This window comes from Rathayibacter sp. AY1B7 (assembly GCF_002932735.1).
Classification (GTDB): domain Bacteria; phylum Actinomycetota; class Actinomycetes; order Actinomycetales; family Microbacteriaceae; genus Rathayibacter.
In genome coordinates this window covers 1-25,536 of the sequence record NZ_PSWK01000016.1, presented here as the reverse complement: position 1 = coordinate 25,536, position 25,536 = coordinate 1, and the positions used below count along the sequence as shown (strand labels likewise).

The window sequence follows — 25,536 nt, the reverse complement described above, 5'->3', positions numbered from 1 at the left end:
ATGACCGACGCCTACTACGACCGCGCAGCCGACCGCCGCTACACCGCCGCCTACAAGAAGGAGACCCCCGACGTCCTTGCGGCGTTCACCGCCTTCGACACCGCCGTCTTCGCTCCGCAGGGTCGCGAGATCCCGCTCAAGTATCGCGAGCTCATCGCCTACGCCGTGGGCATCAGCAAGCAGTGCGTCTACTGCATCGACGGCCACGGCCAGAACGCCGTGCGCGCCGGTGCGACCGAGACCGAGCTCGCCGAATCAGCCTGGGTCGCGGCCGCCATCGGAGCCGGAGCCGCCTTCGCGCACGGCCGACTCGGCTTCAAGCTGACCGAGGACCACCCGCACTGATCGTGCCCCCGCCCCTGTCCCTCCTACCGATCGGCCGATCATGACGAACGAACCCGCCTTCAGCATCACCCTCACCCCCTTCGACGAGGACTACTCGCCGGCCCAGAGCTCCCGGATCACCACCAACTTCGCGAATCTGGCCCGCGGCGAGCGCCGCCGGGAGAACCTCCGGACCGCGCTGCGGATGATCGACGACCGGTTGAACGATCTCGTGCCGGGCGACGATCCGAGCCGCGGCCGCTACACGGTCGGGCTCGACATCGTCTCCGTCGGGCTGCGGCTCACCGCGGACGGCGAGGACCGGGAGTTCCCCCTGCTGGAGGTCCTGCGCACCCGGATCCTCGACCGCCGCACCGGCCGATGTCAGCCGGGGACACTGGGGAACAACTTCTCCTCCTACCTCCGCGACCACGACTTCAGCGTGCGGCTGCCGGCGGTCAACACCTCGCAGGCCGGCTTCACCGTCCCCGACGACTTCGGCGTCCTGCACGGCGCGCTCTTCCAGCACTTCCGGGACTCCGCGCAGTACGCGGAGCTCTCGTCGACGCCGCCCGTCATCTGCATCAGCGTCTCGACGAGCAGGACGTACCGGCGCACCGGGACCCTCCATCCGATCCTCGGCGTCGAGTACCGGCAGGACGAGCTCTCGCTGACCGACCGGTACTTCTCGGAGATGGGCCTCGGGGTCCGCTTCTTCATGCCGCCGGGCAGCACGGCGCCGCTCGCGTTCTACTGCGGCGGCGACCTGCTGGAGGACTACTCGGACCTCCAGCTCATCGCCACGATCAGCACGATGGAGACGTTCCAGAGGATCTACCGGCCCGAGATCTACGGCGCGCGCTCGGCCGCCGCCGACGTCTACCGGCCGGACCTGGAGCAGCAGGACTACGTGCGGCCCGCGGTCTCCTACGACCGCGAGGAGCGCGGCCGGCTCGCGGTCGAGCAGGGGCGGTTCGCGGAGGAGCACCTCATGAAGCCGCACGGGGAGCGGCTGCGGCAGTGGGCCGCCGGGTACGCGGGAGCGGTCCGATGAGCGCCCGCGTATCCTCGACGTCCCTCCCGCTCCTGCCCACATCGATCGCCGGCAGCCTGCCGAAGCCGTCGTGGCTCGCGCAGCCGGAGACCCTGTGGTCCCCGTGGCGGCTGACCGGCGACGCCCTGGCCGAGGGCAAGCAGGACGCCCTGCGCGCCGCCGTCCACGAGCAGCACCACCGGGGCCTGGACATCGTCAGCGACGGGGAGCAGACCCGGCAGCACTTCGTCACGACGTTCATCGAGCACCTCACGGGCGTCGACTTCGAGCGGCGCGAGACGGTGCGCATCCGCGACCGGTACGACGCGAGCGTGCCGACCGTCGTCGGCGCCGTAGGGCTCGAGAGGCCCGTGTTCGCCGACGACGCCCGGTTCCTGCGCGAGCAGACCGATCAGCCCATCAAGTGGGCGCTGCCCGGCCCGATGACGATGATCGACACTCTCTCCGACCGGCACTACGGGAGCCGCGAGAAGCTGGCGTGGGAGTTCGCGACCATCCTCAACGAGGAGGCGCGAGCCCTTCAGGACGCCGGAGTCGACATCGTCCAGTTCGACGAGCCCGCCTTCACCGTCTTCTTCGACGAGGTGCAGGACTGGGGCGTGGCCGCGCTGGAGAGGGCGGCGGAGGGACTCCGAATCGAGACCGCGGTGCACATCTGCTACGGCTACGGGATCAAGGCGAACACCGACTGGAAGGCGACCCTCGGGTCGGAGTGGCGGCAGTACGAGGAGTCGTTGCCGCTCCTCCAGCAGTCCTCGCTCGACATCGTCTCGCTGGAGAGCCACCACTCCCACGTGCCGATGGAGCTGATCGAGCTCGTCCGTGGCAAGAAGGTCATGCTCGGAGCGATCGACGTGGCGAGCGGGACCGTCGAGACGCCCGAGGAGGTCGCCGACACCCTGCGCCGCGCCCTCCGGTTCGTCGACGCGGACCTGCTCCTCCCGAGCACGAACTGCGGCATGGCACCGCTGCCCCGCGACCTCGCCTGGGGGAAGCTCAGCGCGCTGAGCGCGGGAGCAGCGATCGTCCGCGAGGAGCTCGCGCCCTGACCGGCCTCCGGGGAGACGGGTCGCGGCCGGCCCGTCTCCCCGGAGGTCCCGCCCGCCTCACCCCTCCGCTCGCGCCTCCTGCGCCGCGATGTCCTTCATCGCCAGGTCCGCCCGGCGGAACTGGTCCGTCTCCGGAAGCGCGAGGTGCAGTCCGGCGACGGTCGTGAGCGAGACCGTCACCTCGGCCACGGTCACGTCGAGGACGTGCCCGCCCTTCTCGCGGGCGTCGTCGACGTAGTGCAGGTGATACCCGGGGACCGACACGGCCTGCTCGAACTGCGGAGTGCGGAAGCCCGCGATCGTGCCGCGGGTGTCGGCGATGCCGGTGACGCTCTGGTGGGCGGTCGCCTCGATCAGGGGCGGGTACGGCTCGGTCTGCGCGCCCACGGTCCGTGTGCGGACCTCGGTGAACCGGCCGTCGATCCGCAGGGCGACGGGGATGTTCCCGCCGTCGACCGCGTCGTCGATCAGCCGGGTGAGTCCGGCGAGACCGGTCGGCTCCTCGACCGTGAACGTCGTGGTCGCGTGGAAGGGCAGCACGGCGGCGAAGGGCGTCCGGTCGTCGCCGTCCGCGACCTGGACGGAGCCGTCGCTGCGCAGGTGGTAGCAGACGCCGTCGACGATCACCATCTCGCCGTCCAGGTGGTTGAAGGTGCCCAGCCCGAGGTCGCCGTGGGTGAGCAGCTCGCGGATCGTCAGGTCCCCGTCGTACACCCCGGCCAGCAGCGCGGCCATGGTCGAGCTCTGGTAGATCGCGTAGTCGTCGGTCGAGTCGACCGTGTGCGTGCTCATTCGAAGGCGTCCTCGACCAGGTGGGCGGCGATGTCGACGTTGCGGCTGTAGTCCACCGCGACGTCGATGATCGAGACGCCCGGCTCGGCGAGGGAGGCGCGGAAGGCCTCCTCGAACTCGGCGAGGCCGCTCACCCGCCTGCCCGTGGCGCCGAACGCCGCGGCGAACTTCTCGATGTCGTAGTCGCCGAGCTGGACCCCGGACTTGCGGCCGTACTTCAGCAGCTGCTGGAAGCCGACCATGTCGTAGGTGTCGTCCCGCATGATCACGTGCGTGAACGAGAGGCCGAGCCGCGTCGCCGTCTCGATCTCCGTCGCGGAGAACAGGAACCCTCCGTCACCCGAGACGGAGACCACCGGGGTCCCGGGGCGCAGGAGGCTCGCCGCCATGCCCCACGGGAAGGAGACGCCGAGGGTCTGCTGCCCGTTCGAGAAGAGCAGGTGCTTGGGCTCGTACACGCGGAAGTGCCGGGCCATGAAGATGTAGTTCGAGCCGATGTCGCACGCCACGGTGGCGTCGTCCGAGAGCAGGTCGCGCATCAGGAGCACGAGGCGGGCGGGATCGACGGTCCCGGGAGCCGCCTCGGCCGTCCGCGCCGCGTCGTCGATCCGCTCCAGCTCGCTCCGGTGCCGGGCGACCCGGTCGGCCGCGTCCTCGTCGAGCTGCAGGCCGGAGACGAGGGGCGTGAGGGCCGTGACGGTCTGCGCGAGGTCGCCCTTCAGCTCCAGCGCGGGCAGGTAGTGGTTGTCCAGCGGGGCGTCGACGGAGTCGATGTGGACGATCCGGCGGTCGACGTCGCTGTTCCAGATCACGGGGTCGTACTCGACGGCGTCGTAGCCGATCGCGACGACGAGGTCGGACTCGGCGAGGGCGAGGTCGGCGGGCTGGTTCTTGAACAGGCCGACGCGGCCGAGGTAGTGGTCCTCGAGCTCGCGGGAGACGAGGCCGGCCGCCTGGAACGTCTCGATCACCGGCAGCTCCGTCTCGCTGATCAGGACCCGCAGGGCCGCGACGGTCGCCGGCTCCGACGCGCGGAGTCCCACGAGGAGGACGGGCCGCTCCGCGGTGTTGATCAGGTCGGCGGCGTGCGTGAGGTCCTCGGCGCGCGCCGGACCGCTCGTCGGCCCCGTGGCCGCCCGGGTGATGACCTGCGAGGTCGGCGCGGCCATCACGCTGGCCGACAGGACGACCGCCGCGGCGCCTCGGGGCTCGGTGACCGCGGCGCGGAAGGCGTTGCTGACCGCCTCCGAGACGTCGTCCGGATCCGTCGACTCGACCGTGTACTTCGTCACGGTGGTGAGGAAGGCGGCCGCGTCCATCGACTGGTGCGTGCGCTTGAGGCGGTCGGAGAGCTGCACGGCCCCGGCGAGCGCGACGACCGGGTCCTGCTCCGTGTTGGCCGTGAGCAGGCCGGTGGCGAGGTTGGTCGTGCCGGGGCCGGAGGTCACGAGGACGACGCCCGGGCTGCCCGTCAGCCGTCCCACCGCGGCGGCCATGAAGGCGGCGTTCTGCTCGTGCCGGCAGACGATCAGCTCCGGCCCCTCGTCGGCGAGGACGTCGAAGACCGCGTCGATCTTCGCTCCCGGGATCCCGAAGACGTACTTCACGCCGTTGGCGGTCAGGGTCTCGATCACCCGCCGTGCACTGCGCGTCTCGACGTTCGGCTGCTCCATGGTCCGCTCCGCTCTCTCCTCGGTTGTACCGACGAGCGTAGGAACGGGGGCACCCGGAGCGACCCGGTCAGATGACTCGTTCCCACCGGTGCATCTCCGGCGGCGTACCGATCGCAGTGACGGAGCGCTCGGGCGGGACACGCTCGGCTCCCCCGCCGACGGTCTGCTCCGAGAGTCGTCCGACGCTCGCCGCGACGTCCCCGGCCGTGATGGACTTGCCCGCATGATGATCTCTCCGCGCGAGTCCGCGCACGACACGAAGGCAGGCGTCTGATGGCCGAGGAGCGCGCGATCCTCGCGGGCGGATGCTTCTGGGGGCTCCAGGAGCTCATCCGCGACATGCCGGGCGTCTTCAGCACCCGCGCCGGGTACGCCGGCGGCAGCACGCCGAACGCGACCTACCGCCACCACGGCGACCACGCGGAGGCGGTCGAGATCGAGTTCGATCCCGAGCAGCTCTCCTACCGCGACCTGCTCGAGTTCTTCTTCCAGGTGCACGACCCGACGACGAAGAACCGTCAGGGCAACGACATCGGCACGGCCTACCGCTCCGTGATCCTCTTCCTCTCGCCTGAGCAGGAGAGGGTCGCGCGTCAGACGATCACCGAGATCGACGCGTCGGGCCGCTGGCCCGGACCGGTCGTCACCGAGGTCGAGCCCGCCGGCGAGTTCTGGGACGCCGAGGAGGAGCACCAGGACTACCTGCGCAAGCACCCCGGTGGCTACACCTGCCACTGGGTCCGGCCGAAGTGGGCGCTCGACGCCTGATTCCGGTCACGCGGGACGCGGGGCCCCGGGCTCCGCTCCCGCGGGCACGGCTCGCGTCCGGTGTGCGAAGAGCAGCACGACGGCGAGCGCCGAGAGCACGAGGGCCGGCGTCGGAGCCCAGGCCGGAGCGAGCGTCACGGTCGCCGCTCCGACGACGGCCCCGACCGCGAGGCTCGCGACGATGAGCGCCTGGAGGGTCCTCGACCCGGACGAGCGCTCGGCGAGCTCCTGCATCAGGCTCGTGAGCGTGCCCGTGACGAACGTGGTCGTCAGGCCGGCGGCGCCGGAGATCCGCTTCGCGAGCACGGTCTGCAGCCCGAGCGCCGCCGCGCTGGTCGCGATGAACGCGCAGTCCACGAGCAGCGATCTGCCGCCCTGCACCGTCGGCCAGGCGACCGCGACGGCGAGCTGGAGGACGACCCCCACGAGGGCGATCGCGCGGAGCGGACGTCTCCCGTCGCCGGTCGACGACGTGCGCGCCCGCGTCGTGCGGAACCCGGCGTAGACCGCTCCGGCGAAGAAGACGATCGCCGTGACCGCTCCGGCCGCGGTCGTCAGCCAGGCGGAGCGGGGGTACAGCCCCAGCAGCACCAGGTTGCCCGTCATGTTCGCGGTGAAGATGCCGCCGAGCAGGAGGAACGCGAACGCGTCGGTCGCGCCCGAGGCGATGGCCAGCAGCACCAGGGCGAGCCTGAGGCGCGCGGGGCCGGTCACCGCCGTCACGCGCGGCCCTCACCCATGGAGCTGCCGCCAGGTGACGATCTGCTCGCCGCGGAGCTCGTAGCTCCCGAAGCAGCGGAGCCAGTGGCCCTCCCCCGTGTCCGAGCGGAGGTGCAGGGCGTGCTCGGTGAGGACGACGCTGCCGGCGACGGCGATCGTGACGAGGGCGATCCGGATCTCGGTGAACGCCCGGTGGACCTCGTCGCACATCTCGAGGACCCGCGCCCGCCCCGCGATCTCCTGCGAGCTCGACGCGCTGTAGACGACCTCCGGATGCAGGAACGGGATGAGCTGGCGGCTGTCGCGAGCGCTCCACACCTCGAGGAAGTCGCGCACGACCAGCTCGTTCTCGATCATCGCGACGCCCCGCACCGATGCGTCCTGCCAGCTCTCGGCCATGGGTCCTCCCGCCGTCCCCGCACCGACACTCGTCGATGGCGACGAGCCTGCCCGAGAGCGCCCCGGGCGCCTACGCGTCGGATGACCCGATCTCCCCGCCGGCGGGCTCACCGCGCGTGAGCCGTCGCCAGCTCGCCCCAGTGCGTCGTCGCCCGGAGCGAGAGGGCGTCGCGCTTCATCGTCCACACCGGCCCCGTGCGGATGCCTGCCAGCCCGAGGCCGACCGCGGACCGGCCGTGGCGCTTGGTCACGGCGTCGATGGTGGCGCCGAGGCCCTTCGTGTCGAAGGCGGTGTCGAAGATCTCGAGCAGCGCGTGGGAGTTCCGGGGCGACAGGTTCGTGAGGATGACGCCGGCCCGCACGTAGCGCGCGCCCTCCCGCAGCCGCGGGCGCAGGGTGCCGATCGCGGCCCTCACCATCGCCACCGGGTCGTCCGTGGGGACGGGGAAGCCGGCCAGGCCGCCGGCGGACTCGTAGGGCGCGTCCGCGAACGGCGACGTCGACGCGAACACGCTCATCGTCCTGGTGACCGACTCCTGCGCGCGGAGGCGGTGGGCGGCGCGCTGCGCGTAGACGGAGAGCACCTGCTCCATGTCGCTGATCGTCGTCACGGGAGTGGCGAACGACCGGGAGAAGATCAGCTGGTCGCGGACGGTGCGGGCGGCCTCGAGCGGGATGCAGTCGACGCCGCGCAGCTCGTAGACGGAGCGCTGCAGGACGACCGAGAACTTCTTGCGGATCAGCGCGGGGTCCGCGTCGCGGAGGTCGCGGACGGTGTGGATGGACAGCTCCGCGAGGCGCTTCCCTGTGCGGCCGGCGACTCCCCACAGCTCGGTGACGTGCTGCGAGGCCATGAGCGCGTCGAGCTGCTCGGGCGTGTACCAGTCCGTGTCGCAGACGCCCCCCAGGCGCGGGTGCTTCTTCGCTCCGCCCTTGTTGACGAACTTCGCGAGAGTCTTGCTCGGTCCGAAGCCGACGCAGACGGGCAGCCCGACGTTCTTCGCGACGGCCGCCCGCATCGCCCGGCCGACCTTCGCCCGCTCCGCCACGTCGCCGTCGACACCGAGGAAGGACTCGTCGATCGAGTACACCTCCTGCCAGGCGGAGTAGCGGCCCAGCAGCTCCATCACGCGCGCGGACAGCTCGCCGTACAGCTCGTAGTTGCTCGATCGGGCGATCACCTCCGGGAGGCGACCGGAGCGGATGAGCGGCTCGATCTGGAACCAGGGCGTGCCGTTCTCGATCCCGAGCCTCTTCACCTCGTCGGAGCGGGCGACCACGCAGCCGTCGTTGTTCGAGAGGACGACGACGGGCCGGCCCGCGAGCCTCGGATCGAACAGCCGCTCGCAGGAGACGTAGAACGAGTTCACGTCGACCAGGGCGATGCGCCGCTCAGAGCGCACGGTGCAGCCGGTGGAGGCAGACGGTGACGACGCCCCACACCTGGAGGTCGCTCAGCTCGGCGACGTGGATCGGCGGGTACTCCGGGTTCTCGGCCCGCAGCACCACTCCCCCGGGGTGCAGCTCGAGGCGCTTCACGGTCAGCTCGCCGTCGAGGATCGCGATGACCACGCTCCCGTGCGTCGGCGTGATCGACCGGTCGACCACGAGCTCGTCGCCGTCGCTGATGCCCGCGCCGACCATGCTCTCGCCCGAGACACGGACGATGAACGTCGACGTCCTGTCGCGGATCAGGTGGTCGTTGAGGTCGAGGGACCCGTCGAAGTAGTCCTGCGCCGGCGACGGGAACCCCGCCGCCACGGCCTCGCTGGTGACGAGGAAGGTGACGGCGACGGCGTCCGAGGCCGGGGTCGCGATGCGCTCCACGACGGTCACGCCCATGGTCGGCTCCCTCCTCGTCGCATCGAACATGTGTTCGAACGCGTCCGAGTGTAGGTCGGGGGCACCGACATTCGGGAGGCGCTCGGCGCCGTCCTCGATCGCCGGCGGGGACGATCATCGGCGATGCCGCCGGTCGCCGGGAGGAGTGGCGCGTCGGCCGACGCGAGCCCAGCCTCCCTGGAGCCTTCTCCGGCACGATCCGACCTCATCCCCTCGGAAGGAGCCCCTCCCATGCGCGCATCCCGTCCTCTTCCCGGCGACCCCTGGCCGTCGCAGATGGTCATCACGGTCGAGGACAACCCCTCGGCGCTGCTCGAGCTCCTCTGGATCCGCGAAGCGTGGGGCTTCACTCCGGCGGTCGACGGGCCTCCGCCGCTCGAGCGGTCCCCGGAGCGGGTCGGGTCGGCGGAGCCCGGCGCCGACGAGCAGCGCGCCTGGCCTCAGCTGTGGCAGGACTGCGTCGAGCATCTGGCGGTCGAGACCGGCCCGCTCCTCCGGCAGCTCTCCAGCACCGCCGACGGATCCCCCGAGCGCGCACGCCTCCTCGACCTCGCGCGCGGCCCCGGCTGGCGGGAGCGCTTCGGCGACGACTCCCTCGGAGCGCCTTTCAGCGCCTGGCACGGCGAGCTGCGATCCACCCGGATGGACGCGCGGGACGTCCCGCTGGACGCCGCCCCCGAGCGGCGCTGCCTCGGCTCCCTCGTCCCCGCCTGGGAGGCCGGACTGAGGACGGTGGTCACCCTCCCCTGCCGCAGCGAGTACACCCGCGCCGTCTCCGGCTCGGTGCTGATCCTGACCGACAGCGACCACCGGGACCCGGACCGCTACGCCGCCGCGCTCCGACGGTTCGCCGACGGCTCGCCGGAGTGACGGGGCACGGATCTCCGGATCGGATGAACGCTCGCGCGCTCCGGACGGTATCCCCCTCCGAGCCGCCGATCTCCGGCGACCGCAAGTCTCGAGGAGTGCACGATGACCAGGAACATCAGAGTCGGTATCGCAGCTGTCGCCGTCGCGGGCGTGATGGCGGTGGCACCCGTGCTCGCCGGTGCGAGCAGCGTCGCTCCGGCCGCGGCGACCAGCGACTCCAGCAGCGCGTCGGACAGGAACCTGATCAACGCGGTCCGCTCCGTGGCGGCGAAGCTGCGGGTCGTCGGACTCTCCGACGGCGGCACGAAGCTCGTGCAGTTCAACCCGACCAAGCCCGGCAAGGTCACGAACCGCGTCGCCGTCACCGGCCTCACCGGCGGCGACACCGCGCTCATCGGCATCGACTACCGGGTCCAGGACGGCGCCCTCTACGGCGTCGGGGACAACGCGGCGAGCGCCGGCGTCTACTCCATCAACCCGTCCACCGGCGCGGCCACCCAGGTGACCCGTCTCACCGTGGCGCTGAGCGGCACCTCCTTCGGCGTCGACTTCAACCCCGCCGCGAACGCGCTCCGCGTGGTCAGCGACACGGGCCAGAACCTCCGTCAGCCGTTCGCCACCGCGGGCGCCGCGACGGTCGCCGACGGCACGCTCAGCTACGCCGCGCCCGCCGTGGCCACCGGTGTCGCCGGGGCCGCGTACACGAACAACGACCTCGACGCGAACAGCGCGACCACCCTGTTCGTCCTCGACACGGCCCTCGACCAGATCGCCATCCAGTCCCCGGCCAACGCCGGCACCCTGGCGCCGACCGGGAAGCTCGGCCTCGACGCAGCGGGTGCGACCGGCTTCGACATCTACTCCGTCCTCCGCAACGGCAGCTCCATCGGCTCGGTCGGCCTCGCCGCCGTCAACGGGTCGCTCTACGAGATCGGACTGCTGAACGGCACGGCGACTCCGCTCGGCGCCATCGGCGCGAACGTCACGGACATCGCCGTCCCGCTCGTCCAGCGCTGACCCGAAAGGCTCCCGGCGACCGCGCCCCTGCCGACCGACGCTCCCGGTGAGCGCCGGTCGGCAGGACGCCGGTCGGCAGGACGCTCCGGCGGGCCGCCGCGACCGAGAGCACTCGTCGGAAAGTTCACTCAGCTATGCATCACCGTTCACCCACCGACGCGGCGATCAGGAGTGAGATGAGCGTGCCCCTTTCCGGGGTCTCACCTCTCAAGGAGTCCACGACGTGACACGACTGTTCCGCTCCGCGAACCGCGGACGCTCCGCTCTGGCCCTCTCGGCCGCTGCTCTGGTCTGCGCCGCCGCCCTGGCCGCACCCGGCGCCGCCACTGCCGTCGGTGCCGCCGACCTCTCCGCCACCGGCGGAGCGGCCCGCATCTCCCCGGTCGACGCCGACCTCTCCGACTCGCTGCGCGCAGCGGTGAAGGAGCAGGACGCGAAGAACGTCATCCTCCTCATCGGGGACGGCATGGGCGATTCGGAGATCACCGTCGCTCGCAACTACCAGTACGGAGCGGCCGGCCGCTTCCCCGGGATCGACGCCCTGCCGATCACCGGCCAGTACACGACCTACTCGCTTTACCGCGCGGACGACCCGGCGACGGGCGCCGTCAAGGGCGCCCCGGACTACGTGCCCGACTCCGCCGCCACCGGCAGCGCCTGGGCCACCGGCACCAAGACCTACGACAACGCCATCTCGGTCGACATCGACCAGCAGCGCAAGGACACCCTCCTCGAGATCGCGAAGGCGAACGGCCTGAAGACCGGCAACGTCACCACCGCCGAGATCCAGGACGCCACCCCGGCCGTGCAGGCCGCCCACGTCGACGCCCGCAGCTGCTACGGACCCGACAGCGCGAGCTGCGGCGACGACGCGCTGGAGAACGGCGGACTCGGCTCGATCAGCGAGCAGATCCTCGACACCCGCGCCGACCTGACCCTCGGCGGAGGGTCGGCCAGCTTCGCGCAGGTCGCGCGCGCCGGCGACTGGAGCGGTGAGCCGCTGTTCCAGCAGGCCGCGGAGCGCGGCTTCCAGGTGCTCGGGGACGCCACGACTCCCGCCACCGCCGCGCAGCTCGACGCGCTGACCGTCGCCGACCAGGACGCGCCCGTGCTCGGACTGTTCAACTCCGGCAACCTGCCCGTCCGCTACGCGCCCACCCCGGCGACGGTCGGCGGAGCGGACGCCGCCCCGCAGACCTGCGCCGCGAACCCCGACCGTCCGGCCGAGCAGCCGACGCTCCGCTCCATGACCGAGAAGGCGATCGACCTCCTCGACACCGGCGACAAGGGCTTCTTCCTCCAGGTCGAGGGCGCGAGCATCGACAAGCAGGACCACGCCGCGAACGCGTGCGGCCAGATCGGCGAGACCGTCGACCTCGACGAGGCCGTCCAGGCCGCGCTCGCGTTCGCCGAGGCGGACGGGAACACCCTCGTCATCGTCACCGCCGACCACGCCCACTCCAGCCAGATCGTCGACTCGACCCCGCCGACCTCGCTCAGCACCGCGCTGAAGACCGCCGACGGCAGCACCATGAAGGTGTCGTACGGCACGGCCGCCGAGGGCGGATCGCAGCAGCACACCGGAACGCAGCTGCGCATCGCCGCCTACGGGCCGGGCGCGGCGAACGTCGCCGGGCTCACCGACCAGACCGACACGTTCTTCACCATCACGAACGCGCTCGGAGTGGACCGCGACATCCGCTCGATGAGCTTCGGAGCCACCGCCGAGCTCTCCGGCTCGTCGTTCACCCCCGGAGCCGACGTCACCCTCACCGCGAAGGGCTTCAACGGGGACACGCAGCTGATCGGCTCCGCGCCCCTCTTCACGGACCGCACCGCGACCCGCGACCTCGCCGGCGGCGGCCTCACCGTCACGGCGAAGGCGCCCACCACGCCCGGCGACTACAGCGTCACGGTGACCGGCGACCAGACCGGCAAGGCGATCACCCTGCCGTTCACCGTCACCGAGCGCCCGAAGTCGAGCACCCCCATCACCGACAAGGTCAAGGACCTCGGCGGGAAGCTGATCGACAAGATCCGCCAGCACTGAGCACTCGTCGGCCCGGCTCCTCTGGAGGAGCGCGGGCCGACGGAGTCGCAGGAAGGGCCGTCCCTCGGGGCGGCCCTTCCTCGCGTCCGGGGGGATCGGCACAACCGAGCGGGCCGGGTGAGCCCGCCGTTCGATCAGGACGCGTCGGCTCCCGGCGACTCGCGACGCGGCACGGCCCCCGCGCGATGCACGATCGAGCGGATCAGCGCTTCGAGCAGGAGCGGCGCCCCGGCGAGCGCCACCGAGGCGGCGACGACCGACTCCGTCCAGGGCGTGGTGTCGTACGACTGAGAGCCGACGAGCGCGGGAGCGATCGCGAACGTCGCGACGAGGTAGCCGGGCAGCGTCGATCCGATCAGGAGGACGAACGACGCTGCGCGGAGGGGCGACGTCCTCGCCACGAGGACCGCGAGCGCGAGAAGAGCGGTGGGCGCGACCAGTCCCAGCACGACCGCCGGGAGCATCGCCTGCAGGATCGTCGGTGCGCCGAGGATCCCGGACAGGACCGCGTGCAGGCCGAGGCAGCCGAACGCCGCGGCGACCACGGTCCGCATCACCGCGACCGGGCGCCGCCGTCCCGGACCGACCGCGGCGAGGACGGCGAGAGCGACGAGGAGGTGCCCGATCCCGAGCAGCTGCGCTGCCGATCCGACGTTCTCCCACGGATCGGCGGGCCACGAGTAGTCGTACCGGTGGTCCTCGATCGCCTGCTCGCCCAGGATCGGTCCGGCGACGGCCCAGCGCTGGACGGCCGCGAGCTGCTGCAGCCCGGCCGAGGCGAGCAGCAGGGCGCCGGCCACGAGGATCCGGCTCGAGCTCCGCTCTCGGGCTCCGGGACGTCCTGACTCCGCTGCTGTCATGCGGCCACGGTAGGGGCCGGGCCGTCCGGCACGGGTGGCCGGGAGGAGAACGTCTCGCCGCGATCGGTCCGCGCGAGACGCCTGCGCGCGATCCGGCGGGACCGCCCCCGGGCACCGGTGGGGGATGCTCCGCGGGGGACGAGACGAGGCCACCGCGTCCTCCGCGCACCGGCCCCTGCCCTGTTGCGGACATGTCCGCTAGAGGCTGTTGTCGGCGGTGGGACCGGGTGCCACTGTTCGGAGACGGCCGCCCACGGTCGACCCGATCGAAGGCTCCAGCATGCGCTCTCCCTCCGCCTCCCGCCCGACCGACCCGGACGCCGGCACGGCCCACTCGACCCCTGAGCAGAGGACGAGGCCTCGGCCGGCGCTCGGCCTGCTCGCGCTGACGGCGACCGTCGCGCTCCTCCTCGGGACCACGGCTCCCCTGTCCGCGGTCGCCGCGGCTCCCGCTGCGACCGGTGTCGTCGGCTGGGGTGACGACTCCAGCGGGCAGGTCGCTGCGCCTGCTGGGCTCACCGACGCGACGGCGATCGCCGCGGGCGGCTCCCACAGCCTCGCCCTGCGCAGCGACGGCACCGTCGCCGCCTGGGGCGAGGACAGCAGCGGGCAGGCCACCGTGCCGACCGGTCTGGACGACGTCGTCGCCGTCGACGCCGGCGTGAACCACAGCCTCGCCCTGCGGAGGGACGGGACCGTCACCGCCTGGGGCGACGACGGCGACGGGCAGGCCACGGTGCCGGACGGGCTCGCCGACGTCACCGCCATCGCTGCCGGCGGCTACCACAACCTCGCCCTGCACGGGGACGGGACCGTCACCGCCTGGGGATACGACTTCTACGGCCAGGCGACCGTTCCGGACAGGCTCAGCGGAGTCGTCGCCATCGCCGCCGGCCGCTTCCACGACCTCGCGCTGCACCGCGACGGCACCGTCACCGCCTGGGGAGACGACGCCTTCGGGCAGACCGACGTGCCCGCGGGACTCACCGGCGTCACCGCCCTCTCCGCCGGAGCCTCCCACAGCCTCGCGCTGCGCTCGGACGGGACCGTCGTCGCTTGGGGCAGCGACAGCGACGGCCAGTCCGACGTCCCCGACGGCCTCGCGGACGTCACCGCCGTCGCCGCCGGCGGGTACCACAGCCTCGCTGTGCGCCGCGACGGCACCGTCACCGCCTGGGGCTACGACGGCTTCGGCGAGGCCTCCGTGCCGGCGGGACTCACCGGCGCCACCGCCGTGTCCGGCGGCAGCTTCCACAGCCTCGCCCTCGGCGCTCGGCCCGTCTTCACGGCCGACGCCCCTCCGGCGACGGCGCCTCTCGGAACGCCCTTCTCCTACACGTTCGCCACCGGCGGCGCGTCGACGTTCGAGCTCGCGTCCGGGTCCCTCCCGGCCGGCCTGACCCTCACCTCCGCGGGCGTCCTCTCCGGCACCCCGACCGTCGAGGGGGCGTCCTGCTTCACCGTGTCCGCCCGCACCACCTTCGGCACCACCACCGGCGCGCCGCACACCCTCACCGTCGGACCGGCGGCGACCGCTCCGACCCTCTCGGGGACGGCCGCGGCCGGCGTGGTCGGCTCCGCCTACGACTTCACGTACACGGCGACCGGATCCCCGGCGCCGGTCGTCACCGTCGCGTCGGGCACTTTGCCTCCCGGGCTCGCCCTCGACGGCTCAGGCCGCCTCACCGGCACCCCGACCACCGCGGGGACGTACGGCTTCACCCTCCGCGCGGTGAACCCGGCGGGCACCGTCGAGGCGGCGAGCACGCTGACCGTCTCTCCGCAGAAGGCGACCACGAGGGCCGACCTGCGCGTCGACGTCTCCGCTCCGACCACCGCGGTGAAGGGGAGGACGTTCACGTACACGCTCATCACGAAGAACGCCGGACCCTCCACGTCGGCGTCCGTCTTCTCGAAGGTGGTCCTCCCCCCGACCGTGCAGTTCGTCTCCGCCACGGGCTCGTACAGCCGCATCGGGAGCATCGTGATCTTCCCGCGCTCGAGTCTCGCGAACGGGCAGACCGTCACCGAGAGGATCACCGTCACGGCCACGCGCACCGGCACCGCGACCGCCTTCGCCGCCGCGTTCTCGGTCAGGACACCGGACCCGTCGATGCGCAGCAACGCCGACACCGCCGCGACGACCGTCCGCTGACGGCGGGCGCAGGAGGACGGCGGGCGGGCCTCCGGGATCGCCCGCCGTCTCGATCCACGAGGTACGGATGCACCCGGAATCCCCGTTCACCGGCGCCCGACCCGCGGAGGGGGCGCCCGGCTAGAGCACGTCGGCGATCGCGGCGAAGGTCCGGTCAGGGTCCTCGAGCTGCATGTCGTGGTGCACGCCCGGGAGCCGGCGCACCTGCCAGCCCCGCTGCTCGAGCCGCGCGGCCAGGGCGTCAGGCAGCACCGCCGGCGACTGGTCGGAGAGCACGACCGTCGACGGGACCGCCGGCGCCTCGACCGGGACCGGGTGGAAGGCGACGTCCCGGAACACGCCGACGGCCATCCGCACGTCGAACCGCTTCTTCGCGTCGTCGAGGAGCGCGCGGGTCTCCGGGCTGTAGGCGGCGCGGACCGCGGCGCTCGCCCGCGCCTGTCCGAGCTGGGCGAGGCCCAGCGACAGTAGCGGCGCCGCCCAGAACAGCCGTCCGGCGAGGCCGCTCGTCGGGAGCGCGAGGGCGAACCCGGGATCGAGGTAGACGGCCCGGCCGGGCGCGAGTCCTGCGACGGCGCGCTGCAGCACCGCGCCGCCGAGCGAGTGGCCGACCACGCTGTCGAGTCCCGCCGGCAGCGACTCGACCAGATCGGCGGCCATGTCGTCGATCCGGTAGGACTCCGCCCGGGCGCTCGCGCCGTGCCCGCGCAGATCGACGGCCGTGACCGTGTAGCGGCCGGTCGCGACGAGCCGCTCGACGAACGGCCCCCAGGTCGCCGCCGACGCACCGAGCCCGTGCACCAGCCCGACGTGTCGCGGTCCGGATCCGGTGGTGAGGGTCTGCAGGCGCATCCCCTGATCCTGCCGGAGACGGCGCCTGAGGCGGAGGCGCCGGGCGGATGCGGAGCCTGCTGCTGCACCCTCTGCGTCGACGATCGCGCCACATCTCCTGCCATCGAGGTGTGCGCTCTTGGCTCCGCCGATGAGCGCTGGGAGGTTCTCCGGATGCGGTGGCACTCCGCCGTCCGCCCGAGCAGCCGGCCGAAGAGAGGACCTCCATGACAGCGACGAGCAGAGCCACGGGAACGGTCGGCCGGACCGCCGTCGTCTTCGGGGCTGCGGGTCTCGTCGTCGGGGCCGTCGTCGGCGGAGCCGCCGTCTTCGGAGCGGGGCTCCTCCTCGACGACTCGAGATCGAGGATCACGATCCGGGACGTCACCCGCGCGGAGCTGGACGGACTCGAGCGCGCTGCCGCTCCGAGCAGGGAGGCCTGCGGAGATCGTCGTGGGTGCGTGGAGGGCGTCGACGGGCCCGGGGCGTCGATCCACCGCTACCACTCCCTCGATCTCGCGCGCCAGGCGACGGTGTACAACACGAGGGACGTCTACCGGTCGGACCGGCTCGTCGCCGAGTTCGAACCGGATCTGGGCCCCGATGAGCGGCACGACCTGATCCAGGTGATCGAAGGGACCTGGACCGGGAGCAGCGACTGACGGGCGTGAAGCGAGCCGCCCGGACGGCGTCGACGAGCGACCGGAGGGCGGGGCCCTCGACTACTCGCCCAGCGCCGATCCTCCTCCGGAATGCCCACCGGACAGGGGCCTCCACAGGGGGTCCGCCCGGGTGCGGTCCGGGCCTACGCTCGCCCCATGCATCTCCGCACTGTCGCGATGAGGCCTGGCGCCGCCGCTCTCGGGCCGGTCGGCGCGCCCCCACAGACCGCGCTGGACGACGTGCTCGCCCACCTGGTCGCGGCGCTCGCGATCGGATCCGGCCTGCTGCTGGTACCGGTGGGCGTCGGCGGAGTGCCGCTGCTCGCCTCGGGATCGGCTGGAGCGAGCGTCTTCGAGGCCTGGACGCTGATCCGCACCACCGTGGCGCTGCAGGTCGGCATCGCCGTGCTCGCGATCGGTCTCGGCGCCGTGGCGCGGACGCGCGGACCCGCGGGAACCCGAGCGGAGCGCTGGTGCGTGGTCGCCGCGATGAGCGCCGCGATCGGCGTGGTGCTGCTGGTCGTGCCGCCGGTCTGAGGACCCCGGGGAGCGTCGCCCACCAGTCTGTCCGGGTCGCCGCGCGCGCCCGTGACCGGACCGTCACTTCGCGCCGAGCGGCGTGATCGGATCGTTACAGGATCCGGCACCGGCTGAGGTTCCGCATAGGACACACTCAGCGACAGGGGGCGAGCGTCCCCCGCTCATGGGGAAGCCGACCGCGATCAGCGGCTCGGAGGAAGCAGGAATCGTGCGCTCTGCGCGACGACGCCACGGCGTCACCGTCATCACCACTGCGGCACTGCTGGGGGCGCTCGCGTTCCCGTCCGTCGCTCTGGCCACCGAGGTCGTCCCGGACGCCGCCTCGAGTCCTGCACCGGCCGAGCCGGCTCCCGCCGCGGAGCCGACCGCGACTCCGGAGCCCACGGCGACGCCGCAGCCGGCCTCGACTCCGGCGCCCACTCCGGCTGCGACCATCACGCCCGTCGAGAGCGCGCAGTCGCCCCTGGCGATCGCCCTCGACCGCACCACCTACGAAGCGGGCTCGGCGTTCTCCGCGATCCCGTCGGCGGAGGGCTGGGCCGGCGGCCTGGACGTGTCCGGGACCGGTTTCCAGCCCGGCACCGTCGCCGTCGTCGTGCTCCGCGACGGCGACTCGGAGGAGGCCGTCACCACCAGCGTGATCACCGCCTCCGGCGAGCTCCGCCTCCAGGACTGGCTCCCCACCGACGCGGACGGCGTCGCGGTGGACCCCCACCTCCCGCTCCCCGGCGAGACGATCTCCGTCGTCGCGGAGGGACTCGACGCCTCGGGCGCCCGTGTCGCCTCCGACGCCGTCGAGCTGACCGTGACGCAGCCCGACACGAGCGTCGTCTTCCAGAACCGGGAGGACGGCGGGGTGCTCCCGGCCGGTGCGGACATCCAGGTCGGAGAGTTCCGGATCCACGGCGTCGTCGCCTCGTTCCGCGGATTCGACCGCGGCGAGGACGTGTCCGTCACGCTCACAGCGCCCGACGGCAGCACCTCCGCCCTCGTGCCCCCCGCGCCGACCCCGCTCTCGGGCGAGGCCTTCGTCCTGCTCGACGCCGACACCATGGCGGACCAGCTGGGCACCTTCACCGTCACCGCCACGGGAGAGACCAGCGGACGCTCCGTGACGTCGTCGCTCGAGCAGGTCCCCTCGCGCACCGCGATCCGGATCTGGCCCCAGGGGGCTTCGCCCGAGCCCGCCCCGGCGGACGGACAGCCCACCAGCGGTGGCGCACTCCTCGGCTTCGGCGCGGACGAGACCGTCTCGATCGGCGTCTTCTCGACCTCGGGTGCGCGCCAGACGCTCACGGGCGGCGGCTCGAGCCGCGAGGTCGGCGTCGACGCGCTGGGCTGGAGCCTGATCTCCCTCGGCGAGTACCCGCTGCAGGACCCGGCGAGCGAGATCTACTGCGTCATCGCCCGCGGCACGTCGAGCGGTCTCGTGGCGAGCACCTCCTACGACTACACGCTGACGGAGGAGGACCCGATCGCCGGAGAGGCCGACTGCTCCGCCGCGGTCGCCGCGGTCACGGCGCACCCTGTCGGCGCCGGGCCCGCAGGGCACCCGGCCGGCTCCGGACCCGCGGCGCAGACGGGCGGCCACCGCCCCGTCCTCGCCTCGACCGGCGTCTCGACGACCGCGCCGCTCGCCCTGGCCGCCTTCGGCATCCTCGGCGGTCTCGCCCTGACGGTGCGCCGCCGCCGCGCGTAGACGGCCACGCACCGCGGACGACGAAGGTGCCCGGGCACACCGCCCGGGCGCCTTCGCCGTCGCGAGACCCGTCGGGTCAGTCGGACGGCACCGCGCAGGTCTCCTCCGCCGCGGTCTGGCCCGGAGCGTCGACGGCGACGGGAGCGGGATCCGTCGGAGCCGCGCCGCCGTCCGCGGGCGCCTCCGCCGCGGGCGCCTCCTCCGCCGGAGCGTCGGATGCGAGGGTCACCGGCTGGTCGTTGAGGACGCGGTTCATGAGCTCGGCCCCGACCTCGGCGTTGGGCACGACCTTGCCCGGGTAGTCCGGGTCGTCGAGCGCCGGGTACTGCACGAACACCATCTTCGAGAGGTCGACGTCCTTCAGCGCGAGGGCGAGCGAGATCATCGTCGCCGGGCTCGTGAGCGACGTCGACAGGTGCACGTTCGACGAGGTCGCCTGCGCGAGTCCGTAGAGGGCGGGGATGTTCGAGAGGGTGTCGGCCGAGCGGACGGTGCGCATCAGCGAGGCCAGGTACTGCTGCTGCGACGAGATGCGGCTGAGGTCGCTCTGGTCGCCGACGCCGTGGCGGCTGCGGAGGAACGAGAGGGCCATGGACCCGGAGACGGTGGAGGTGCCGGCGGGCAGGTCGAGTCCCGAGTCGGTGTCGAGGATCGGACCCGTGAGGCAGATCGGGACGCCGCCGACGGCGTTGCTCATCTCGATGACGCCGTTGAAGGACACCCAGCCGGCGTAGGGCACCGTCAGGCCGGTGAACTGCTGCAGGGTGTCGTTGACGCAGGCGAGCCCGCCGTACTGGAACGCGGAGTTGAGCGGGACGCCGGCGGCGGCCTCGGTGACGACGCCCGTCTCGGGGTCGGTGCACGCGGGACGGTCCAGGATCAGGTCGCGCGGGAAGCTGATCACCGTCGCGCTGCGGTGGTCGGCCGAGACGTGGAGCAGGATGTTGACGTCGTTGAGCGTGTCGTCGCGGACGCCGAAGGAGTCGCCCTGCGTGGCGTCGTTGTCGGTGCCGACCACCAGGACGTCGAAGCCGCCCTCGACCGCGCCCATCTGCACGTTCCCGGCGGTGGGAGGAGCGACGCCCAGGTCGACCGCGTTGTCGGCGACGTTCCGGCTGATGCTCACCGTCGCGATCGCCACGAGCGAGGTGGCGCTGACGGCGAGGACGCCGACCACCGCCGCGATCCCGACCACCACTGTCCGCACCCCGGACCGCCGCCGGAGCCGCCCGTGCCGCACCGCGCGCTCGTGAACCCTCATGCGCTCCCACCCCTCGCCCCGCCCGCCCGTTCGCCGACGCAGTCGCTCGCCAGTGTAGGCAGGCCCCCTCCGATGCGGCGCGGAACGGCCCTGCTACCGTCGTGCGCGCATCGAGGAGCGGAGGAGGAGCCGTGGAACGCCGAGTCGTCGATCCCGTCACGCAGATCGAGTGGATCGTCCCGCCGTTCGCGACCGAGGAGGACACCCTCGCCCGCGCGCGGGCCGATCGGGAGGGGCGGCTCGCCGACCTCCGCCTGTACCCGGACCACTGCGCGGAGTATCCGCTCTGGGCGGTCGACGGCCCGATCGACGATCCGGGTGCGATCGGCGTCCCGGAGGCCCTACACGGACCGCTGCTCCGCTGGCAGGAGCTCTGGGCGTCCGGATGCGACGTGTTCGAGGGCTGGAGGAGCGCCGAGGCGGAGGAGCGCTGGCTCGCCCTCGGCCGGGAGCTGCATACCGAGCTCGAGGCCGCCCTCTGGCTGACGACCCGGGTGCTCGCCTGCTTCTGAGGACTACTGCCCGGGCATCCGCGCAGAAGCCGCCGCCGCAACCCGTCCCCGGACCGGCCCCCGCGTGCCTACCCTGAACGGTGCGCTCTCCTCGTCTTCTGCAGCAGGTCGTCGGCAAGCTCGGCGGGCAGCGGCCCGCGGCCCCGGTGAGCCGTCGAGCGCAGCGCGCGCTCCTCGCCGAGCAGACGGTCCGCGGAGTGCTCGAGCTGGCCGTGCGGCTGGGCGAGACGCTGCTCTCGCTGGGGTCCGCGGCCGCCGAGGTGACCGAGACGATCCAGCGGGTGTGCCGCGCCTACGGCATCGAGTGCCAGGTCGACCTCACCTTCACGTCGATCCTGGTCGTGCACGACGGAGGCGACGACTCCCCCAGCGTGAGCGTGCTGCGCGTCGTCCCCTCCCGCAGCGCCGACTACGAGCGGCTCGCTCGCGTGACGGCGCTCGTCACCGCCATCACCGAGGGCTCGCCGGAGGTGCGGGTCGCCGATGCCGTCGACTCCGCCGAGGCCCGCGAGGAGGCCCGGCACCAGTTCGAGGCCGCGCACGACCGGCTCGACGCGATCCTCGTCCAGCCGCACCGCTACCGCCGCGGGGTCGTCACCCTCACGCTCGCGCTGATGGCGGCGGGCGTCGCGCTCCTGCTCGGGGGCGGACCCCTCGTCGTGCTCCTCGCCGCCGCGACGGCCGCCGCGATCGACCTGGTCAACCAGCTGCTCGCCCGCTGGGGCCTGCCCGCCTTCTTCCAGCAGATCGCCGGTGCCGCGGTGGCGACCGGAGTGGCGGTGGTGCTGCTCGCGGTCGTGCCGCGGCTGCCCGTGGAGCTGGCGGTGCTGCCGCCCGCGCTCGTCGTCGCGTCGGGGGTGGTCGTGCTCCTCGCCGGGCTCTCGTTCGTGGGAGCGGCGGACGACGCGATCAACGGGTTCCCGATCACGGCGGGCGGCCGGCTGCTCGAGGTCGGGCTGCTGACGCTGGGCATCGTCGTCGGCATCGCCGTGGTGCTCGACGGCGCGCGCTCGCTCGGGGTCGAGCTGGTGCTGGTCGACTCCTACGCCCGCCCCTGGCCGGCCGCCGTGCAGGTGCTCGGTGCCGGGGTCGCGGCGGGCGCCTGGGCGCTCTCGTCGCACACCCCTCCGCGGCCCGCGCTCATCGCCGCCCTCACCGGCGCCGGTGCGTTCCTCGTCTCCGACTCGCTGACCACCTCGGGCTTCGCGCCGCTCATGGCCAACGCCCTCCCGGCGCTGGCGATCGGCCTGCTCGGCGAGATGCTGGCCGAGCGGATGCGGGTGCCCGCCGTGGTGACGACCGCGTGCGCGATCGTCCCCCTCCTGCCCGGCCTCACCCTCTACCGCGGCGTCCTCGGCCTCACCTCGAACGCCGGCCCGAGCGCCGGGATCGAGCTCCTGCTCCAGGCGGGCATGATCGCGCTGGGCCTCGCCGGCGGAGTCACGCTCGGCCGGATCGCCTACCGCCGCCTGCGCACCCCGATCGTGCGGGCGGTGGCGCCGGTCCGCGCCCGGACCCGCCGGGACCGCGGGATCGAGCAGGCCCTCGCCGCCGACGTCCTCTACCCCGACGGCGCCGAGGCCGGGCAGGCGGACACCGCACAGGACGCCACGGCGTCGGGCAGCGGATCCGGCCTCACGGCGTCCGACCCGTCGGCGTCGGCCGCGGTCGACCCCGCACCGCTGCCCGACGAGCCGACGCCGGCCGCCGAGGAGCCGTTCAACCGCACCGGGATCGTCCCGATCGTCAGCACGATCGGCGTGACGGAGCCGGTGCCGATCGTCACCGAGGAGGATCCGGCCGACCGGGGCTGACGACAGGGCCTGCTCCCGCGGTCGGCTCCTCGCCGCAGAGGGAGGCGCCGCGCCGGTCAGTCCGCGTGGCCCCGCACGACCGCGGTCCGGCGGGTGTCGATCACGATCACCGAGCCGAGCACGATCAGGGCGAGCGACACCGAGGCGAGCGTGTCGGTCAGCCAGTGGTAGCCGAGGTAGAGCCGGGCGACGATCTGGCCGGCGATCATCCCGAGCGAGAGCGCGAAGCCCCCGATCATCCAGCTCCGGGAGGAGCGGCGGGAGGCGAGGAGGAACGTGGTGATCAGGAAGAAGTCGCTCACGCCGGTGACGTGGCCGGAGGGGAACGAGAAGGTTCCGTCGGGCCCGAGCAGCATGTACTCGACCGGCGGGCGCATCCGCATCACGAGGTGAGCGGCCAGCTGCACGCTGAGCATCCCGACGAGCATGCCGCCGGCCAGGAGGATCGGCCGCCAGAGGTGCCGCGCGAGGACGAACCAGAGCACGAGCACCGCCAGGATGATGACCGGCAGGTAGACCGGCCCGAAGACGGTGGCGAGCGCGTCCATCACGACCGTGCCCTCGGCGGAGCGCTTCTCGCGGAACCACTCGGCGACGACCGGATCGAGGACGGTGAGGCCGGTGCCGCTCGCGACCTGCGCGGTGAAGGCCGCGAAGAGGACGACGCCGACGCCGATGAGGCCGAAGCCGGCCCGGTCGAGGCCGCGGCGCGCCTCCGGGGCCATCACGCGCTCCTCCACGAGGAACCGCTGGTGGAAGCGGGCGCGGCGCGAGAGGGCGGGGGCGGTCATCCGCTCACCCTAGGGCTGCGGAGGCGCCGCCGACCGGGCCGTTCGCTCAGCGTCCTGCCGTGTAGTGCGTCTGGATCTGCTCCGGCGTGAGGACCGTCGAGTACACCGCGGCGTAGCGCAGGCTCCCGCCGAAGTACGAGGAGCCGACGTTCGGCCACTGGCCGCCCAGGCTGTCGTATCCGATCTTCCAGGTGCCCGTCGTGTTCTCGGCCGTGCGGTACGTGCTGTTCGAGGCGACCTTCACGCCGTCGACCCAGAGCGCGATGCCCGCCGTCGGCGAGAGCGTGGAGACGACGTGGTGCCAGAGCCCGTCGTTGACGGCTCGGGTGCTCGTGATGGTCTGCGCGGCGCCGTTGTAGACGCCGAAGACGAGCTTGCCGTCGGCGCCGATGTAGGTGTGGCGGTCGTACTGGCCGCCGGGAGCGGTGGCGCCCGCGCTGAAGCTGAAGAGCTTGCCGCCGGCGTTCGTGGTCTTGAACCAGATCTCGGTGCTGAAGGTGCCGGGGTTCCTGATCTCCAGCGGCGTGCTCAGGTACTGGTTGGTGCCGTTCGGCGTCCACGAGCCGCCCGCGTCGCGCGGGCAGGCCTTGGGCGTCGCGGCGGAGCTGACCATCGCGGTCGGGAAGAGGCTGGTGGAGCGGTAGGTGCCCGGGTACTGGCCGGAGTCCGTGTCGGGCGCGGTCGTCGATCCGCTCGGCTGCGCGAGCGTGTAGGAGAAGAGCGCGGCCCCGCGGTCGGCGGCGAGGGCGCCGTCGCAGGTGAAGAACGCGGCGGCGCTGCCGACCGTGTTGGTCGAGTTCAGGATCGAGGCGGTGTACGCGCCGGAGGTGGCGGGGGCGGTGAGCAGCACGGCGGCCAGGGCGGCGGCGGCGAGAGCGGCGGCGGCAGACCTCGGACGGGCGAGGAGGGTGCGCAGCCGCGCGGCCGGTGAGGCGGCGGAGAGGCGGTGCCGGCTCATGCCGTCTCCTCCTCGCGGGCGGCGCGGCGGCCGCGCTCGGCGGTCCGCTCCGGCTCGCCGGGGAGGCCGACGAAGACCGTGTAGAGCACCGGGATCGCGCAGAGCAGGACGAAGAGGACCCAGCCCCAGAACGGCAGGTGCAGAGCGGAGGAGAGGGCGTAGGCGTCTCCGTCGTGCGCCGGGATCTGCAGGCGGCCGACCTGTCCGGAGACCAGGTCGACAGGGTCGGCGCCCTCGGCGCTCACGCGGATGGGGAGGACGCCCGTCGAGACGAGCGTGGCGTTCGTCGTGCCGCTGTCGACCGTGGCCTCGAGGACGACGATGCCGACCAGCGGGCGGAGCACGAAGACGGTGACGGACGCGACGAGCGAGAGGCCGAGGATCCGCATCGACGCCCGCTGGGTGGGCGAGGCGATGAAGCGGGTGAGCAGCTGCACGAGGACGGCGCCGATGATCAGCAGCGGCAGGCCGCGCACGAGCCAGCCGAGCACCGGCAGCGCCGTGGTGACGACTCCGATGAGCTGGTCCTGGCCGGTGGCCCACGGATCGACGGCTCCGTTGATGTCGCCCTGGGTGCGGAGCGTGCCGTCGTCGGCGATCTCGACGACCCGGTGGGTGTAGGTCTCGTCGGGCGTGGTGGTGGGGTGGAAGCTGACCGCGTCGCCGACCCGGACGTCCTCGAGGGCCGTCGGCTCGGTGAGGACGAGGGTGCCGACCGGGGCGGCCGTGCCCATGGAGGGCGTCTGCACGATGAACCAGCGTCCGCCGGACGCGTGGAACAGGAGCGCCGCCGCGACCAGGACGGCCAGCAGAGCGGTCGTCGTCCAGATGAGGGCGATGCGGAGGAGGGACCGGCGGGGGCGGTCGGCGGTCCGCTCCGGCTCGCCGGGGAGGC

At 72.9% G+C, this 25,536-nt stretch carries 25 protein-coding genes; 13 read left to right on the top strand and 12 right to left on the bottom strand.

Annotated features, from left to right (window positions below):
• Genes C5C95_RS10165 through C5C95_RS10155 form a run of 3 tightly spaced genes read left to right on the top strand, consistent with a single transcriptional unit; the run spans nucleotide 1 to nucleotide 2,427 of the window.
• On the top strand, nucleotides 1-345 hold the full coding sequence (locus tag C5C95_RS10165; RefSeq protein WP_104223293.1) for a carboxymuconolactone decarboxylase family protein: 345 nt from the start codon (nucleotides 1-3) through the stop codon (nucleotides 343-345).
• Between the two features lie 40 nt (nucleotides 346-385).
• Nucleotides 386-1,378: a putative oxygenase MesX gene (locus C5C95_RS10160; protein WP_104226543.1), complete on the top strand. Its 993-nt coding sequence runs from the start codon at nucleotides 386-388 to the stop codon at nucleotides 1,376-1,378.
• Complete coding sequence (locus C5C95_RS10155) at nucleotides 1,375-2,427, top strand: methionine synthase (RefSeq protein ID WP_104324371.1); 1,053 nt, start codon at nucleotides 1,375-1,377, stop codon at nucleotides 2,425-2,427. The genes C5C95_RS10160 and C5C95_RS10155 overlap by 4 nt, the downstream gene beginning before the upstream one ends.
• Before the next feature lie 57 nt (nucleotides 2,428-2,484).
• Here C5C95_RS10155 and budA read toward each other — a convergent pair whose 3' ends face one another.
• Both budA and alsS read right to left on the bottom strand, forming a co-directional pair.
• A complete protein-coding gene (gene budA / locus C5C95_RS10150; RefSeq protein ID WP_104223295.1) occupies nucleotides 2,485-3,219 on the bottom strand; it encodes an acetolactate decarboxylase in 735 nt (244 codons plus the stop codon).
• Nucleotides 3,216-4,892 carry an acetolactate synthase AlsS gene (alsS, locus tag C5C95_RS10145; RefSeq protein ID WP_104324370.1) on the bottom strand — a complete coding sequence of 559 codons (1,677 nt, stop codon included), beginning with the start codon at nucleotides 4,890-4,892 and terminating at the stop codon, nucleotides 3,216-3,218. Before alsS ends, budA begins: the two co-directional genes overlap by 4 nt.
• 273 nt (nucleotides 4,893-5,165) lie before the next feature.
• On the opposite strand from alsS, the gene msrA reads away from it, so the two are divergent.
• A complete protein-coding gene (gene msrA, locus C5C95_RS10140; RefSeq protein WP_104226547.1) occupies nucleotides 5,166-5,660 on the top strand; it encodes a peptide-methionine (S)-S-oxide reductase MsrA in 495 nt (164 codons plus the stop codon).
• Nucleotides 5,661-5,666: 6 nt separating this feature from the next.
• On the opposite strand, the gene C5C95_RS10135 is transcribed toward msrA, so the two are convergent.
• The 4 genes from C5C95_RS10135 to C5C95_RS10120 form a co-directional block, all read right to left on the bottom strand.
• Nucleotides 5,667-6,383 (bottom strand): YoaK family protein, encoded by a 717-nt coding sequence (locus tag C5C95_RS10135; protein ID WP_104268982.1) that lies wholly within the window; start codon nucleotides 6,381-6,383, stop codon nucleotides 5,667-5,669.
• A 9-nt stretch (nucleotides 6,384-6,392) separates the two neighbouring features.
• On the bottom strand, nucleotides 6,393-6,779 hold the full coding sequence (locus tag C5C95_RS10130; RefSeq protein ID WP_104247117.1) for a nuclear transport factor 2 family protein: 387 nt from the start codon (nucleotides 6,777-6,779) through the stop codon (nucleotides 6,393-6,395).
• Nucleotides 6,780-6,886: 107 nt separating this feature from the next.
• The gene (locus C5C95_RS10125; protein WP_104315379.1) at nucleotides 6,887-8,182 is read right to left on the bottom strand and encodes a Y-family DNA polymerase; all 1,296 of its coding nucleotides are present in this window, start codon (nucleotides 8,180-8,182) and stop codon (nucleotides 6,887-6,889) included.
• Nucleotides 8,172-8,621: a LexA family transcriptional regulator gene (locus C5C95_RS10120; RefSeq protein ID WP_104238880.1), complete on the bottom strand. Its 450-nt coding sequence runs from the start codon at nucleotides 8,619-8,621 to the stop codon at nucleotides 8,172-8,174. Before C5C95_RS10120 ends, C5C95_RS10125 begins: the two co-directional genes overlap by 11 nt.
• 231 nt (nucleotides 8,622-8,852) lie before the next feature.
• Between C5C95_RS10120 and C5C95_RS10115 the strand changes: the two genes are divergently transcribed.
• The 3 genes from C5C95_RS10115 to phoA all read left to right on the top strand — a co-directional run bounded on the left by C5C95_RS10115 (nucleotide 8,853) and on the right by phoA (nucleotide 12,558).
• The gene (locus C5C95_RS10115) at nucleotides 8,853-9,491 is read left to right on the top strand and encodes a hypothetical protein (protein WP_104324369.1); all 639 of its coding nucleotides are present in this window, start codon (nucleotides 8,853-8,855) and stop codon (nucleotides 9,489-9,491) included.
• Between the two features lie 102 nt (nucleotides 9,492-9,593).
• Nucleotides 9,594-10,508, top strand: coding sequence for a DUF4394 domain-containing protein (locus tag C5C95_RS10110; protein ID WP_219814753.1), 915 nt, complete (start codon nucleotides 9,594-9,596; stop codon nucleotides 10,506-10,508).
• Between the two features lie 223 nt (nucleotides 10,509-10,731).
• Nucleotides 10,732-12,558: an alkaline phosphatase gene (gene phoA, locus C5C95_RS10105; protein WP_258072655.1), complete on the top strand. Its 1,827-nt coding sequence runs from the start codon at nucleotides 10,732-10,734 to the stop codon at nucleotides 12,556-12,558.
• Between the two features lie 134 nt (nucleotides 12,559-12,692).
• On the opposite strand, the gene C5C95_RS10100 is transcribed toward phoA, so the two are convergent.
• A complete protein-coding gene (locus C5C95_RS10100) occupies nucleotides 12,693-13,418 on the bottom strand; it encodes a hypothetical protein (RefSeq protein ID WP_146081503.1) in 726 nt (241 codons plus the stop codon).
• A gap of 280 nt (nucleotides 13,419-13,698) precedes the next feature.
• Here C5C95_RS10100 and C5C95_RS10095 point away from each other — a divergent pair, with 280 nt between their 5' ends.
• Nucleotides 13,699-15,573 (top strand): DUF11 domain-containing protein, encoded by a 1,875-nt coding sequence (locus C5C95_RS10095; RefSeq protein WP_104324368.1) that lies wholly within the window; start codon nucleotides 13,699-13,701, stop codon nucleotides 15,571-15,573.
• Nucleotides 15,574-15,693: 120 nt separating this feature from the next.
• On the opposite strand, the gene C5C95_RS10090 is transcribed toward C5C95_RS10095, so the two are convergent.
• Entirely contained in the window at nucleotides 15,694-16,425 is a 732-nt protein-coding gene (locus C5C95_RS10090; RefSeq protein ID WP_104324367.1) for an alpha/beta fold hydrolase, read from the bottom strand.
• A 206-nt stretch (nucleotides 16,426-16,631) separates the two neighbouring features.
• Between C5C95_RS10090 and C5C95_RS10085 the strand changes: the two genes are divergently transcribed.
• From C5C95_RS10085 to C5C95_RS10075, 3 genes are all read left to right on the top strand, one after another.
• Complete coding sequence (locus C5C95_RS10085) at nucleotides 16,632-17,066, top strand: hypothetical protein (RefSeq protein WP_104324366.1); 435 nt, start codon at nucleotides 16,632-16,634, stop codon at nucleotides 17,064-17,066.
• A 156-nt stretch (nucleotides 17,067-17,222) separates the two neighbouring features.
• Nucleotides 17,223-17,603, top strand: a complete 381-nt coding sequence (locus C5C95_RS10080) for a hypothetical protein (protein WP_146087072.1) — start codon at nucleotides 17,223-17,225, stop codon at nucleotides 17,601-17,603.
• A 211-nt stretch (nucleotides 17,604-17,814) separates the two neighbouring features.
• Nucleotides 17,815-19,305, top strand: coding sequence for a hypothetical protein (locus C5C95_RS10075; protein ID WP_146087071.1), 1,491 nt, complete (start codon nucleotides 17,815-17,817; stop codon nucleotides 19,303-19,305).
• A gap of 76 nt (nucleotides 19,306-19,381) precedes the next feature.
• Here the strand turns inward: C5C95_RS10075 and C5C95_RS10070 are convergent, their stop codons facing one another.
• Entirely contained in the window at nucleotides 19,382-20,566 is a 1,185-nt protein-coding gene (locus C5C95_RS10070) for an LCP family protein (RefSeq protein ID WP_104234001.1), read from the bottom strand.
• Nucleotides 20,567-20,697: 131 nt separating this feature from the next.
• Here C5C95_RS10070 and C5C95_RS10065 point away from each other — a divergent pair, with 131 nt between their 5' ends.
• Together C5C95_RS10065 and C5C95_RS10060 are read left to right on the top strand one after the other, a co-directional pair.
• The gene (locus tag C5C95_RS10065; RefSeq protein ID WP_104324363.1) at nucleotides 20,698-21,078 is read left to right on the top strand and encodes a hypothetical protein; all 381 of its coding nucleotides are present in this window, start codon (nucleotides 20,698-20,700) and stop codon (nucleotides 21,076-21,078) included.
• Nucleotides 21,079-21,158: 80 nt separating this feature from the next.
• Nucleotides 21,159-22,892 carry a threonine/serine exporter ThrE family protein gene (locus C5C95_RS10060; RefSeq protein WP_104324362.1) on the top strand — a complete coding sequence of 578 codons (1,734 nt, stop codon included), beginning with the start codon at nucleotides 21,159-21,161 and terminating at the stop codon, nucleotides 22,890-22,892.
• A gap of 56 nt (nucleotides 22,893-22,948) precedes the next feature.
• On the opposite strand, the gene C5C95_RS10055 is transcribed toward C5C95_RS10060, so the two are convergent.
• The 3 genes from C5C95_RS10055 to C5C95_RS17460 all read right to left on the bottom strand — a co-directional run.
• A complete protein-coding gene (locus tag C5C95_RS10055) occupies nucleotides 22,949-23,683 on the bottom strand; it encodes a phosphatase PAP2 family protein (protein ID WP_104234004.1) in 735 nt (244 codons plus the stop codon).
• A 46-nt stretch (nucleotides 23,684-23,729) separates the two neighbouring features.
• Nucleotides 23,730-24,641, bottom strand: a complete 912-nt coding sequence (locus tag C5C95_RS10050; protein ID WP_104324361.1) for a LamG domain-containing protein — start codon at nucleotides 24,639-24,641, stop codon at nucleotides 23,730-23,732.
• A partial coding sequence (locus C5C95_RS17460) for a S26 family signal peptidase (protein WP_104324360.1) occupies nucleotides 24,638-25,536 on the bottom strand: 899 nt, incomplete at its 5' end. The genes C5C95_RS10050 and C5C95_RS17460, both read right to left, overlap by 4 nt.